We start from the raw sequence: 13,031 nt of genomic DNA on the forward strand, positions 1-13,031 counted from the left end.
GGCCGCGGTGATTTCCCTGCTGTTTTGCCAGCGTGCCGCCGTCCTTGCTGCCCGGCTGTTCCGGCGCCACAGCGTCTGCCCCATTTCTCCGTGATCGCTCAATCATGATCGTACTTCGCAAACTCACCTTCGCCCGTGCCGGCGAGCCTTTGGTCGCCGACGCCTCGCTACAGCTCGGGCCGGGCTGGAAAATCGGCCTGACCGGCGCCAACGGTAGTGGCAAATCGTCGTTTCTCGCCCTGCTCACCGGCGGTCTGCACGCGGAGTCGGGCGACATCGACTGGCCCGCCGCGTGGCGCGTTGCCCATGTGGCGCAGGAAACGCCGGCCCTGCCCGATGCGGCGCTCGACTTCGTCCTCGATGGCGATGCTGAACTGCGCGAAATCGAACGCGAGCTGGCCACGCTGACGGCGAGCGCCGGCGCGGAGAGTGGCGAACGCATCGGCGCCCTGCACGCGCGCCTCGCCGACATCGACGGCTACGCCGCGCGTGCCCGTGCGGCCGAGCTGCTCGCCGGGCTGGGCTTTGCCAGCGCCGATCTCGCGCGCCCGGTGGCCGAGTTCTCCGGTGGTTGGCGTGTGCGGCTCAATCTGGCGCGGGCGCTCATGCGGCGCGCCGACCTGCTGTTGCTCGACGAGCCGACCAATCACCTCGATCTTGATGCCGTGCTCTGGCTCGAAGGCTGGCTGCGCGCCTATCCCGGCACCTTGCTGATGATCTCGCACGACCGCGATTTTCTCGATGCCACGGTCGACCACATCCTGCACATCGAACAGCAGGCGCTGACGCTCTACAGCGGCAGCTACTCGGACTTCGAGCGGCAACGTGCGGCGCGTCTCGCCTTGCAGCAGTCGAGTTACGAAAAGCAGCAGCGCGAGATCGCGCACCTGCACGCCTTTGTCGAACGCTTTCGCGCCAAGGCGACCAAAGCGCGGCAGGCGCAAAGCCGGCTCAAGGCCCTCGCCCGCATGGAGGAAGTCGCCGCCGCACACGTCGATACGCCCTTCACGTTCCGTTTTCGCGATTCGACGGTGGCTCCCGATCCGCTGCTCACCGTGCGCGCCGTCGACGCCGGTTACAACGATTCGCGCATCCTGCGGGGCATCGATCTGACGTTGCGCCCCGGCGAGCGCGTTGCCCTGCTTGGCCGCAACGGCGCCGGCAAGTCGACGTTGATCCGCCTCCTGGCTGGCGAGCTTGCGCCCTTGCCACCGGTGGATTCCGCCGCCGGCACGTCATCGCCTTTCGCCGAGGCAGGCGGTCGCCGCGAGGGCAAGGGCCTGCGCATCGGCTACTTCGCGCAGCACCAGCTGGAAGCCCTGCGCGCCGACGAATCGCCGCTGGCGCAGCTGGTTCGTGTCGACGCCGACCTCGGCGGTACGACCCGCGAACAGGAGCTGCGCGACTATCTGGGTGGCTTCGACTTTCGCGGCGACATGGCCACCGAGCCGTGCGCCCGTTTCTCGGGGGGCGAGAAATCCCGGCTGGCGCTGGCCCTGCTCATCTGGCGCCGCCCCAACCTCCTGTTGCTCGACGAGCCGACCAACCACCTCGACCTCGAAATGCGCGAGGCGCTTAACCTTGCCCTACAGGAGTACGAAGGCGGCGTCGTGCTTGTTTCGCACGACCGCCACCTGCTGCGCAGCACCGCCGATCGGCTGATGCTCGTCGCCGAGGGCGCCGTCAGCGATTTCGACGGCGATCTCGACGACTATGCCGACTGGCTCGCCCGGCAGCGTCAGGCGGCTGCCGCGCCGACAGCCGCCCTCGCCGCCGGCAAGGCCGAACGTCGGCAAAGCCGCGAAGCCGCTGCCGCCGAGCGTGCCGCCCTGCTCGCCCGGCGGCGCCCGTTGCAAAAAGAGATCGACAAGCTCGAACGTTCCATCGCCGGCTGGCAAAGCGAAGCGGCAATACTTGCCAGCGAACTGGCCGACCCGGCCACCTGGGCGGCGGGTGGCAGCCCGGAGCTTGCCGCGCGCCAGCGCCGCCATGCCGAATTGAGCGCCCTTATCGAGGCCGCCGAAGAGCGTTGGCTCGAGTGTTCAGGCGAACTGGAATCACTCGCCGACTGAACGACACGCCAGCCAAACGACGGCTAAAGCCGGCTCTCCGTGCGCGCCGCCGGCCCGGCCGCCCCGTTTTGCTAGAATTCGCCCTGCCCGGCGGCGCGCCCGGCACAACATCAGGGAGCCATAATGAAAATCGTCTGCCTCGACCTCGAAGGTGTTCTCGTCCCCGAGATCTGGATCGAATTTGCCGAACGCACCGGTATCGCCGAACTGCGTCGCACCACCCGTGACGAGCCGAACTACGACACGCTGATGCAGTACCGTCTCGGCATCCTCGCCCAGCACGGCCTCGGCCTGCCCGACATCCAGAAGGTCATCGCCGAGATGGGGCCGATGCCCGGCGCGCGCGAATTCCTCGATGCGCTGCGCGAGGACTACCAGCTGGTGATCCTCTCCGACACCTTCTACGAGTTCGCGCACCCGCTGATGCGCCAGCTTGGCTGGCCGACGCTTTTCTGTCACCGCCTGGAGGCCGACGCCAACGGCATTCTGGTCAACTACCACCTGCGCATGCCCGACCAGAAGCGCGAGGCGGTCAAACGCTTCAAGGAACTCAATTTCACCGTCGTCGCTGCCGGCGACTCGTACAACGACACCGCCATGCTCGGCGAAGCGCACGGTGGCATCCTCTTCCACCCGCCGGAAAACGTCATCCGCGAATTCCCGCAATACCCGGTCGTGCGCGACTACGCTGCCTTGCGCGCCGAAATCGACGCCGCCTTCGTCCGCGCCGCCGACCTTAACCCCACCCGCTGAAAGTCCCGCTCATGCATCCGCACCGTTTCTTCACGCTGACCGCTTCCTGCCCCGACCGCTCCGGCATCATCGCCCGCGTCGCCGGTTTCATCGCCGAGCACCGCGGCTGGATTCTCGAATCCAGCTACCACGCCGATGCCGCCGTCGAGCCCGTAGCGACGCGCGACGAAGCGGGGCGTTACTACATGCGCATCGAGATCCGCGCCGACTCGCTGCCCTTCCACCTCGCCGAATTCCGCGAGCGCTTCCGGCCGGTCGCCGAAGAGCTGGAGATGACGTGGAAGATCACCGATTCAGCGGTGAAAAAGCGTGTCGTCCTGCTCGTCAGCAAGCAGGAGCACTGCCTCTACGATCTGCTGGCGCGCTGGCAGTCGAAGGAACTCGACATCGAGATTCCCTGCATCATCTCGAACCACGACACCTTCCGGGGGTTCGTCGAGTGGCACGGCATCCCCTTTCACCACGTGCCCGTCGACGCGTCGAACAAGGCAGCCGCCTTCGCCGAGATCCGTCGCATCTTTGACGAAGTGCGCGGCGACACCATGGTGCTGGCCCGCTACATGCAGATCCTGCCGCCCGAGTTATGCGCGGCGTATCCGGGGCGCGTCCTCAATATTCACCACTCCTTCCTGCCCAGCTTCGTCGGCGCGCGGCCCTACCATCAGGCCTACCAGCGCGGCGTCAAACTGATCGGCGCCACCTGCCACTACGTTACCGCCGATCTCGATCAGGGGCCGATCATCGAGCAGGACGTCATCCGCATCGACCACTCAGACTCCGCCGACGACATGGTGCGCTACGGCAAGGACATCGAAAAAGCCGTTCTCGCCCGTGGCTTGCGCTACCACCTCGAAGACCGCGTGCTGGTTCACGGCAACAAAACCATCGTCTTCCGCTGAGCGAGGCGAGTTGCAAAAAAACAACACGCGAACCGTGTTACGACACTTAAAGCTGTTTCGAGGTTGCCGCGCCCTGCCCCCGTTTGCCAGAATCGCCCCAACTTCTCGTATAGAGAGGTAAGACCCGGCGGCAGGAAGCTCATTCCTGTCTTCGATCTCAAACCTAGAGGAGATTCACAATGCAGAAGAAACTCATCGCACTGGCCGTTGCTGGCCTCGTTTCCGGCGGCGCCTTCGCGCAGTCGAACGTCACGATCTACGGCGTTGCTGACGCAACGTTCGACAACGTTAACGCCTCCAAGCAAACCGCTGCGACGCACTTCGACCGTCTGAACCGCGTCTCCGCCAACTCCTCCTACATCGGCTTCAAGGGCGAAGAAGCTCTGGGCAACGGCCTGAAGGCTGTTTTCCAACTCGAAGGTGGTCTGAACAACGACGCCGGCGCTTCCGGCCAATTCGGCTTCAGCCGTGACACGTTCGTTGGCCTGGCCAGCGACAGCTACGGTAAGGTTGTTCTCGGCACGCTGACCGGCCCGACCCGCGCTCTCGGTTCGGCTGTCGACGTCTTCGCTGGCGCGACCGGCATCGGCGCCAATACCGGCGTGATCGGCAAGCTCGGCAATACGCTGGTTGGCACGACTGATGCCAACGGTGCGTACAGCGCCACGACCGTTGCTCGTTCGTCGACCCAGTCGTCGGTCTTCGATACGCGCTGGAAGAACGCCATTGCCTACGTGTCGCCGACGCTTGCCGGCTTCCAAGGTACGGCGGCTTACGTCGCCAACGAGAACAAGTCCGAAGGTCAGTTCGGCATCAACACGTCTGGCTATGACCTCGGCCTGACCTACACGAATGGCCCGATCTTCGGTGGTATCACCTACAACGCCGTTCAATTCAACAACGGTTCGCTCAACAACCCGGTGGTTGGTCTGCCTGGCCTGAACACCAAGGTCAGCGATTTCCGCGTCGCCGGTATCTATGACTTCGGCGTGGCTTCGGTTCGTGCCCTGTACGAACAAACCAAGCTGACGGCCGATGGCATCAGCGACCTCAAGCAAAACGTCTGGGGTCTGGGCGGCACGTTCAACGTGACGGCGGCTGGCAAGATCGTTGGTCAGTTCTACAAGGCTAACGACGTTGAAAACCTCGCTGGTCCGAACGGCGCCCGTCTGTGGGCCGTTGGTTACGAGCACAGCCTGTCCAAGCGTACCCTGCTGAAGGCGACCTACGCCAACCTGAAGAGCGACTCCGGCAGCGCCTACGACTTCGGTGTCAACGCCACCGGCGGTGCAGCGGCTGGCGGCACGGTTTCCGGCTTCCAGTTCGGCGTGCGTCACTCCTTCTAATATCGTCTAACCACGATATCGGAATTAAAACGGGCGCTTCGGCGCCCGTTTTTTCGTTGACGCGCCGGTGTTCAATGTGCGCCGTGCGTGTGGTCAACCGACAGCCGGTTTGGTGTCGCGGCGGTGGGCGGGGTATGCTTCGGCTCCTCTGTTTCGTCGATTCGCCGGAGTGTCCGCATGAAGAAGCTCGCCTGGGGTTTGGCTATCCTCCTTGCCTTGGTGGCGCTGGATTGGTTCATCCGCGCGCCGGATTCGCGCTCGCGGGATCTGACGCGGGTCATCGCCGAGCAGGGGAGCGCCGAGTTGAAGGCGTATCCGTATTCCTTCCGCGTGCTGAAGGTTGAGGGCAATGTGGCGTTTTTGTCGACGCCGCGCAGTTTTGACGTGCCCGCCGCACGGCTGATTGCCGTGCTCTACCCCGATATCAACACCAAGAACGCCAACGATCCGGCCTTCGTCACCGCGCAGCAGACGCTGGCGCGCATTCAGGGCGAGGCGCAGGAGATCGTTGCTGCGCAGCCCGGCATCACCGCCGTGCGTTGGAAGCTCGACCGCGACTGGCTGGTGGGTCACCACATCGAAGTCCCCGATGGTGCGGGCCCGTAACGTCGGCGTCACGGCGACTGGCTATGATCCGCGAGTCGTTGAGCGCTAAAGTGCCGTCCCTCGCCGTCGCCTTGCCGACATGCCGCCGCCTGAGTTTTGCATGCGGCCGCCGGAGTGCCGGCGTCCCTCGCCCTTGTCGCCGAGTGCCAAGGCCGACTCCTTCCTCTTTCAAACACCACTGATCCTTTCGAGCGATCTGCCCATGCGTCTCCTGTCCCGTTTCCTTGCGCGCTTCCGCCTGCCGGCGGCGCGTCGGGGCGTTGACCGGCAGGTCGCGTCTGCGGCGTCGCATGGGGGACGCGGGCAGGTGCACGGCGGGCCTTTCGCCGGCGCGTCGCTAGCGAGCGGCTGGGCTGCCATTGCGCCGCGTGCGCTGCTGACCTTGCTGCTGGCGCTGACGCTCGTTAGCGCGCAGTGTCATGCGCTCAGCCACGAGTTCGCCCACTGGCAGGGCAAGGCAGCGCCGGCGGAGGCGCAGTATTGCCCGGAATGTCTGCTGGGGCATGCGCTCGATACACCGCTGGCCTCGACGCCGGTGTTCCTGCCGGGCGCCCTGCCCGCGCCCTTACCCCGGCCGGCGTTTGCCGTCGCCGAATTCTCCGCGCCGCCTGCGGCGGCGTGCGCGCGCGGTCCCCCTCGCTAGCGCGGCGTGACCGGTGAGGCACTCCCCGCCGGATAGTTCCTGTTCTCCCTGTTGTGCGGTAGCAACACAGCGCTTGCGCGATTGGCGTGGCGATCACGTCTCCGTGCGCGCTCGCCGTCGGCGCTTGTGAGTGCGCTCTGCCTTGTAGACGATACGCGAGCCTACGTGCCCACCCGGCGCGAGTCGTTCACATCGCCCGTCGCTCGCCAACAGAAACGAGACAGCCCTTGGCATCCCGAATTTGCAGACCCGGCGCACGCGCTATGGGCGCGCCAGCCGGGCAAAGGAGCATTCATGCAGAGCCCTTTTTCTTCTACGTCCTCGCTGCGAGTCAGTCGCCGTGCCAGTCACCGTGTTGATGCACCGCGCGGCGGGCTTGCTGGCGCCTACGCCGCTGTATTCGCAACGCCGCCGCGATTGATCGGCCGCCGCTTTTCGTCCTCGTCGCTGGCCTTGGCGGTGAGCGGTGCGTTTCTCTTCTCACCCTTCGCCGCTCTGCCGGCGCATGCCGCGGGTGATGCCGATCTGGCGGCGATCCGTGCGCAGATTGCCGAGATGAAGTCAGCGTACGAGCAGCGCATCAGCGCGCTGGAGTCGCGCCTGCAGGAGGCGGAGCGCAGCGCCAGTCGCGCCGAGCAGCGTGCGGGCGACGCCGAAAGCGGCGCGGCGCAGGCGACGGCGGTGGCGCAGCAGGCGGCGCAGCGGCCCGAGTCGGCGGCGGCGTTCAACCCGGAAATCTCGCTGATCCTCAGCGGCAACTACAGCAATCTCTCGCAGAATCCGGCCAATCGACGGCTGCAAGGTTTTCTGCCGTCGAATGGCGAAAAGATGCCGGAGACACGCAGCTTCAATCTTGGCGAATCGGAGCTCGCGGTGTCGGCGAATGTCGATCACCTCTTCCGGGGCAATTTCCGTCTGTCGCTGGCGCAGGACAACAGCGTCAGCGTCGAGGAGGCGAGCGTGCAGACGCTCGGCATGGGCGGCGGCGCGAATCTCAAGTTCGGCCGCTTCCTTTCGGGTGTCGGCTATCTGAACGAGCAGCACGCGCACGAGTGGGATTTCTCGGACGCGCCGCTGCCGTATCAGGCGTTTTTTGGCAACGCCCTCGGCATGGACGGTGTGCAGGCGCGCTGGCTGGCGCCGACGCCGATGTTCCTCGAAATCGGCGCCGAAGCGGCGCGCGCGCAGAGCTTCCCGACGACCGACAGCACGCGCAGCAAGAACGGCATGATGTCCGGCGCGCTCTTCGCCCACATCGGCGACGAACTCGGCACCGACAACAACTGGCGTGCCGGTCTCTCCTACTTCCAGTCGAAGCCGCAAGATCGCCGCTATGACGATCCGCTCGTCGGCAATGACGCGTTGCACAATAGCTTCAGTGGCGACAGCAAGACCTGGATCGCCGACGTTCTCTGGAAATGGGCGCCGAATGGCAACGCCAGCCAACAGAACCTCAAGGTGCAGGGCGAGTATTTCCGCCGTAGCGAAGACGGCACCCTCGCCTACGACACCGGCAACGTGAGCAACGCCGCCGCCAGCGGCGGCTACCGCAATACGCAGTCGGGGTTCTACGCGCAGACGGTCTGGCAGTTCATGCCGCGCTGGCGCGTCGGCTACCGCTATGACCGGCTCGATTCTGGCTCGCCGGTTCTCGGCTCCTCGCTGGCGGCGGCGAATTTGCCCTTGCTGGCGAGCTTCACGCCGACGCGCAACACGCTGATGGTCGACTGGAGCGCCAGCGAGTTCTCCCGCATCCGCCTGCAAGTGGCCGAAGACAAGACGCGGCCTGACGCGACCGACCACCAGATCTGGCTGCAATACGTCATGAGCCTGGGCGCGCATGGCGCGCACAAGTTCTGATTTCCTTCAGGAGCACATCAATGAACGTTCTGAAAAAACTCGTCGCGCTCTCGGCGCTGACACTACTCACCGTGCTGGCCGTGCCCGCCGAGGCAGCGATCAAGGTATTTGCCAGCGTGCCGGAATGGGCCGCACTGGCGCGCGAAATCGGCGGCGAGCACGTCGATGTCTACGCGGCGACGAATGGCCTGCAAGACCCCCATCGCGTCGAAGCCAAGCCCTCGCTGATCGCCCGCGCGCGCAACGCCGATCTGGTGATTGCCACCGGCGGTGAGCTGGAGATCGGTTGGCTGCCGCTGGTGCTGCGCGAATCCGGCAACGAGCGTGTGCAGCCGGGGCAGCCCGGCTATTTCGAGGCGGCGCGCTATGTGAGCTTGCGCGAAGTGCCGGCCGTGCTCGACCGCGCGCAGGGCGACGTGCACGCCGCCGGCAACCCGCACATCCAGACCGACCCCCGCAATCTGCTGAAAATCGGCGAGGCGCTGACGTTGCGTCTTGCCGAGATCGACCCGGCCAACGCGGCGGCGTATCAGGCGGCGGGCAAATCCTTCAACGAGCGCCTGCGCGCCGCCATCTCCCGCTGGGAGAAGCTCGCCGCGCCGCTCGCCGGCGTGCCGATCCTCGTTCAGCACAAGGCTTTCCCCTATCTCATCGCCTGGCTTGGCATGAAGGAGGTGGGCAGCCTTGAGCCGAAGCCCGGCGTCGAGCCGACGAGCGCGCAACTTGCCGCCATCGTCGCGCGTCAGGCGAGCACGCCGGCACGGATGGTCATTCGCCCCGCTTACCAGTACGACGCGCCGTCGCGCTGGGTTTCGGCGCAGGCAAAAATTCCGGCGATAGCCCTGCCCTTCACGGTCGGCGGCACGGCAGAGGCGAAGGATCTCTTCTCGCTTTATGAGGACACCATCCGGCGTCTTTTGCAGGGGCTGAAAGAGTGACTCCGGCGCCGTTATTAAGCGTCTCCGCGCTCAGTGCCGGCTGGACTCGCCCGGTATGCCAGCCGATCAGCTTCACGCTGGCGGCCGGCGTGCCGGTGGAGGCTCTTCCGGTAAGCGAGGCGGATGCAGTGGCGAGTGAGGGCGCTGACGCGCCGGTAGTGAACACCCCGCGTTGGCGCGGCGAGATCGTCGGTATCGGCGGCCCGAATGGCGCGGGCAAGTCGACGCTGCTGGCAGCCATTGCCGGCAGTGCCCACGTCTTCGCCGGGGGCGTCGAGCGCCGCCCCGGTCTGCGTCTGGCGCACCAGACGCAGATGTCGCCCGCGTTCGCAGGCGTGCCGTTCAGTGGCGCCGATCTGCTGGCGTTGAGCGGCGCCAGCGCCGACGGCTTGCCGCCGTGGCTGGCGCCGCTCCTCAGAAAACGGCTCGATCAGCTCTCGGGCGGGCAGCGGCAGTTCCTGCATCTGTGGGCGTGTCTGCACGCGCCGGCCGACCTCGTCATGCTCGACGAGCCGACCAATAACCTCGACCCGGCCGGCGTTGCCGCGCTGGAGTTGGCCTTGCACCGCCGCGCCGCCGAGGGGGTCGGTCTGCTCGTCGTCAGCCACGACGCGCGCTTCATCGCTGCGGTGTGCGACCGCGTGCTGACGCTGGAGCCGCTGCCCGAAGGCGCAACGGAGGAGGCCGGCGCGATGCAAGCGCAGAGGGAGGCGATGGCGCCGAAGACGCCTTCGCCCGTCAGCGATGACGCACTCGCTCGCACTGCGCGGCCGCCTGCCGTGGTTCGCAGCGAACCGCCGGCGCGCGGAACCGCGGGAGACGTGTCATGAGCCTGCCCGAGTTCTTTGACCCGGCGCTCTTTGGCGGGCCGTTCGCGACCGGTCTGTGCTTCGCCGTTGCCTTGCCGCTACTGGGGACGTATTTGCGGCTGCGCGACGAATGGCTGGCGGCGCTGGCGTTTGCGCAAACGGCGGCGGCCGGCGCTCTCCTGGCGATGCTCGCTGGCGTGCCACTGGCGCTCGGCGGCGCCGGAGTAGCCGTGCTGGCAGCGACGGCCAAGCATTTCTTCGAGGGCGCGGTACGGGGCGCGCAAGGTGTCTTCTTCGCCTTGCTACTGGTACTGGCCTGGGCCGCGTCGGTGCTGCTGGCGGCGAATCTGCCGCTCGCGGAGCGCATGGCGCACGCCTTGTTCGACGGTCAACTCTACTTCAGCGATACTGCCCAACTGGTCGAGGGAGCACTGTGCGCCCTGGCGGCGATGATCGTCCTCCGGCTGCTCTCGCGGCGCCTGCTGCTGGCGCATTTCTTCCCGGAGATGTTGCGTGCCAGCGGGCAGCGCCCGGAGCGGGCGCGCCTTGTCTTCGATCTGCTGGTCGCCGCGACGCTGGCCTTGGCGACGATGAGCATTGGCGTCATGGCGGCGTTCGCGCTGATCTTCGTGCCGCCGCTGGTCGCCGGGCGCTGGGCCGGCCACTGGCGGCGGGCGCTGATCGTGGCGGTGGTCTGCGGCATCGCTGCCTACACCGTCGCGTTCGTTCTCGCGCTGGCCCTCGATCAGCCATTCGGGCCGCTGCTCGGCGGCTTGCTCGTCGTCGTCGCTGCTCTGGCGCTGCTTATGCCCATGCGCGCGGCAAGGTAGTGAGCGGCGAGGACGGAGGCCGTTGCCGGGTAAATTGCCGGGGCGATATCGATGTGCTAAAACGGCCGCTCGTGACCGGCGCCTTGAGCGCCGGCGCGGGTGGGGCCGGATTCTTCCGGCGCCGTTTTCGATATCCCCACGAGTTCGAGAGTTCGTCCGCATGGAGCAATACCACGGCACCACCATCCTTTCGGTTCGTCGCGGCACGCAGGTGGCCATGGGCGGCGATGGTCAGGTCACGCTGGGAAACATTGTCGTCAAGGCCGGCGCGCGCAAGGTGCGGCGCATTCACCACGGCAAGATTCTGGTCGGCTTCGCCGGCGGTACGGCCGATGCCTTTACCCTCTTCGAGCGGCTGGAAGCCCGTCTCGACAAGCATCAGGGCATCCTGCTGCGTGCCGCGGTCGAGTTGGCGCGCGAATGGCGCAGCGACCGCGCCCTGCGTCGTCTGGAGGCCATGCTGGCCGTCGCCGACCGCGATCATTCGCTGATCATTACGGGCAATGGCGACGTGCTTGAGCCGGAGCTTGGCATCGTTGCCATCGGTTCCGGCGGCGCTTACGCGCAGGCCGCCGCGCGCGGGCTGTGGGAGAACACGCCGCTGCCCGCCATCGAGGTGGTGCGCAAGTCGCTGGAGATCGCGGCTGACCTGTGCATTTACACCAACCGCAACTTCACGCTCGAAAGCCTCGACGAGACGGCCGAGAGCGCCCGGCAGAGGGGCGCCGCTGACGAGGCCACACCGCCCGCTGCTGCCGACTGAGGTGCGCTGCACCGCCCTGACGTAGACGGCCTCGCCGTCGTCGCCACCGCTTCGCTCTTTACCCAGATATCACGCTACTTCGGGCCGGTTGCCCGGTACTTCGCACAGGTACGCCATGAGCCAGATGACTCCGCAGGAAATCGTCCACGAACTCGACAAGCACATCGTCGGGCAGGCCGCCGCCAAGCGGGCGGTCGCCATCGCGTTGCGCAATCGCTGGCGCCGCTCGCAGGTCGCCGAGCCGCTGCGGCAGGAGATCACGCCGAAAAACATCCTGATGATCGGCCCGACCGGCGTCGGCAAGACGGAAATCGCGCGCCGGCTGGCGCGGCTGGCGAATGCGCCGTTCATCAAGATCGAAGCCACCAAGTTCACCGAGGTCGGCTACGTCGGTCGCGATGTCGACACGATCATCCGTGACCTCGTCGAGATCGCCATCAAGAATGGCCGCGAACAGGCGACGAAGAGCGTGCGCGCACGCGCCGAGGACGCCGCCGAAGATCGCCTGCTCGACGCCCTGCTGCCAGGGCCGCGGCCGGGCTTTGGCGAGGAGCCCGCGGCGTCGGCGGATAGTCCGACGCGGCAGAAATTCCGCAAGCGTTTGCGCGAAGGCGAACTCGACACGCGCGAGATCGACATCGAGCTGGCCGCCGCGCCGATGCGTGCTGACATCGTCGCGCCGCCGGGAATGGAGGATCTCTCCGCGCAGTTGCAGGGAATGTTCCAGAACCTTGGCGCCGGTCGGCGCAGCACGCGCAAGCTGACGATCGCCGAAGCGCGTCGCCTGCTGATCGACGAAGAGGCGGCGAAACTCGTGAACGACGAGGAAGTGAAGCTCGCGGCGGTCAAAAACGTCGAGCAGAACGGTATCGTTTTCCTCGACGAGATCGACAAGATTGCCACGCGCAGCGACGCGCAAGGTGCCGACGTCTCACGTCAGGGGGTGCAGCGCGATCTCCTGCCGCTCGTCGAAGGCACCAGCGTCAGCACCAAGTACGGCATGATCCGCACCGATCACATCCTGTTCATCGCCTCCGGCGCCTTTCATCTCGCCAAGCCGTCGGACCTCATTCCCGAATTGCAGGGGCGACTGCCGATCCGCGTCGAACTCGATTCGCTGTCGGTCGCCGACTTCGAGCGCATCCTGACGCAGACCGATGCCTGCCTGACCATGCAGTACGCCGCGCTGCTGGCCACCGAGGGCGTGACGCTGGAGTTCGCTGCCGACGGCATCGCGCGTCTGGCCGAGATCGCCTGGTCGGTCAACGAGAAAACCGAAAACATCGGTGCGCGCCGCCTGCACACGGTGATGGAGCGGTTGCTCGAAGAGGTGTCGTTTACCGGCGGTCGCCACGGCGCCGAGACATTGCGCGTTGACGCGGCCTACGTCGACGCGCGTCTGGGCGAAGTGGCGAAGGACGAGGACTTGTCGCGCTACGTGCTGTAGCCGGCATTTCCCGGCGGGCGAAGGAGTCGGCGGCGGGGAATGCCGGCGCGAAGATGACCTGCGCG

Annotated in this window: 12 protein-coding genes; all 12 read left to right on the forward strand. The window is 66.3% G+C overall.

Annotation, left to right across the window (positions count from 1 at the left end):
- The first annotated feature begins 104 nt into the window (after positions 1–104).
- The 12 genes from GHK24_RS09020 to hslU all read left to right on the forward strand — a co-directional run bounded on the left by GHK24_RS09020 (position 105) and on the right by hslU (position 12,966).
- A complete protein-coding gene (locus GHK24_RS09020) occupies positions 105–2,072 on the forward strand; it encodes an ATP-binding cassette domain-containing protein (protein WP_153472318.1) in 1,968 nt (655 codons plus the stop codon).
- Between the two features lie 123 nt (positions 2,073–2,195).
- Positions 2,196–2,825 carry a bifunctional phosphoserine phosphatase/homoserine phosphotransferase ThrH gene (gene thrH, locus GHK24_RS09025; protein ID WP_153472321.1) on the forward strand — a complete coding sequence of 210 codons (630 nt, stop codon included), beginning with the start codon at positions 2,196–2,198 and terminating at the stop codon, positions 2,823–2,825.
- A gap of 11 nt (positions 2,826–2,836) precedes the next feature.
- Positions 2,837–3,724 (forward strand): formyltetrahydrofolate deformylase, encoded by an 888-nt coding sequence (purU, locus tag GHK24_RS09030; protein ID WP_153472331.1) that lies wholly within the window; start codon positions 2,837–2,839, stop codon positions 3,722–3,724.
- Positions 3,725–3,903: 179 nt separating this feature from the next.
- The gene (locus tag GHK24_RS09035) at positions 3,904–5,070 is read left to right on the forward strand and encodes a porin (RefSeq protein WP_153472334.1); all 1,167 of its coding nucleotides are present in this window, start codon (positions 3,904–3,906) and stop codon (positions 5,068–5,070) included.
- Between the two features lie 177 nt (positions 5,071–5,247).
- Positions 5,248–5,676, forward strand: coding sequence for a hypothetical protein (locus tag GHK24_RS09040; RefSeq protein ID WP_153472337.1), 429 nt, complete (start codon positions 5,248–5,250; stop codon positions 5,674–5,676).
- Between the two features lie 202 nt (positions 5,677–5,878).
- Positions 5,879–6,319: a hypothetical protein gene (locus GHK24_RS09045; RefSeq protein ID WP_153472340.1), complete on the forward strand. Its 441-nt coding sequence runs from the start codon at positions 5,879–5,881 to the stop codon at positions 6,317–6,319.
- A gap of 294 nt (positions 6,320–6,613) precedes the next feature.
- Positions 6,614–8,179, forward strand: coding sequence for a hypothetical protein (locus tag GHK24_RS09050; RefSeq protein ID WP_228384627.1), 1,566 nt, complete (start codon positions 6,614–6,616; stop codon positions 8,177–8,179).
- Positions 8,180–8,199: 20 nt separating this feature from the next.
- Positions 8,200–9,117, forward strand: coding sequence for a metal ABC transporter substrate-binding protein (locus GHK24_RS09055; RefSeq protein ID WP_153472343.1), 918 nt, complete (start codon positions 8,200–8,202; stop codon positions 9,115–9,117).
- Entirely contained in the window at positions 9,114–9,947 is an 834-nt protein-coding gene (locus GHK24_RS09060; RefSeq protein ID WP_340666153.1) for an ATP-binding cassette domain-containing protein, read from the forward strand. The genes GHK24_RS09055 and GHK24_RS09060 overlap by 4 nt, the downstream gene beginning before the upstream one ends.
- Complete coding sequence (locus tag GHK24_RS09065) at positions 9,944–10,756, forward strand: metal ABC transporter permease (protein WP_153472346.1); 813 nt, start codon at positions 9,944–9,946, stop codon at positions 10,754–10,756. Before GHK24_RS09060 ends, GHK24_RS09065 begins: the two co-directional genes overlap by 4 nt.
- A gap of 160 nt (positions 10,757–10,916) precedes the next feature.
- Positions 10,917–11,519, forward strand: a complete 603-nt coding sequence (hslV, locus tag GHK24_RS09070; protein WP_153472349.1) for an ATP-dependent protease subunit HslV — start codon at positions 10,917–10,919, stop codon at positions 11,517–11,519.
- 115 nt (positions 11,520–11,634) lie between these two features.
- Positions 11,635–12,966, forward strand: coding sequence for an ATP-dependent protease ATPase subunit HslU (hslU, locus tag GHK24_RS09075; RefSeq protein ID WP_153472352.1), 1,332 nt, complete (start codon positions 11,635–11,637; stop codon positions 12,964–12,966).
- Positions 12,967–13,031 lie beyond the last annotated feature (65 nt).

The organism is Rhodocyclus gracilis, from assembly GCF_009617575.1.
Taxonomy (GTDB): domain Bacteria; phylum Pseudomonadota; class Gammaproteobacteria; order Burkholderiales; family Rhodocyclaceae; genus Rhodocyclus; species Rhodocyclus gracilis.

Bases quoted from the DNA above. Each gene is read 5' to 3' on its own strand.
- GHK24_RS09020 (WP_153472318.1), top strand. From the start codon at position 105: ATGATCGTACTTCGCAAACTCACCTTCGCCCGTGCCGGCGAGCCTTTG.
- thrH (WP_153472321.1), top strand. From the start codon at position 2,196: ATGAAAATCGTCTGCCTCGACCTCGAAGGTGTTCTCGTCCCCGAGATC.
- purU (WP_153472331.1), top strand. From the start codon at position 2,837: ATGCATCCGCACCGTTTCTTCACGCTGACCGCTTCCTGCCCCGACCGC.
- GHK24_RS09035 (WP_153472334.1), top strand. From the start codon at position 3,904: ATGCAGAAGAAACTCATCGCACTGGCCGTTGCTGGCCTCGTTTCCGGC.
- GHK24_RS09040 (WP_153472337.1), top strand. From the start codon at position 5,248: ATGAAGAAGCTCGCCTGGGGTTTGGCTATCCTCCTTGCCTTGGTGGCG.
- GHK24_RS09045 (WP_153472340.1), top strand. From the start codon at position 5,879: ATGCGTCTCCTGTCCCGTTTCCTTGCGCGCTTCCGCCTGCCGGCGGCG.
- GHK24_RS09050 (WP_228384627.1), top strand. From the start codon at position 6,614: ATGCAGAGCCCTTTTTCTTCTACGTCCTCGCTGCGAGTCAGTCGCCGT.
- GHK24_RS09055 (WP_153472343.1), top strand. From the start codon at position 8,200: ATGAACGTTCTGAAAAAACTCGTCGCGCTCTCGGCGCTGACACTACTC.
- GHK24_RS09065 (WP_153472346.1), top strand. From the start codon at position 9,944: ATGAGCCTGCCCGAGTTCTTTGACCCGGCGCTCTTTGGCGGGCCGTTC.
- hslV (WP_153472349.1), top strand. From the start codon at position 10,917: ATGGAGCAATACCACGGCACCACCATCCTTTCGGTTCGTCGCGGCACG.
- hslU (WP_153472352.1), top strand. From the start codon at position 11,635: ATGAGCCAGATGACTCCGCAGGAAATCGTCCACGAACTCGACAAGCAC.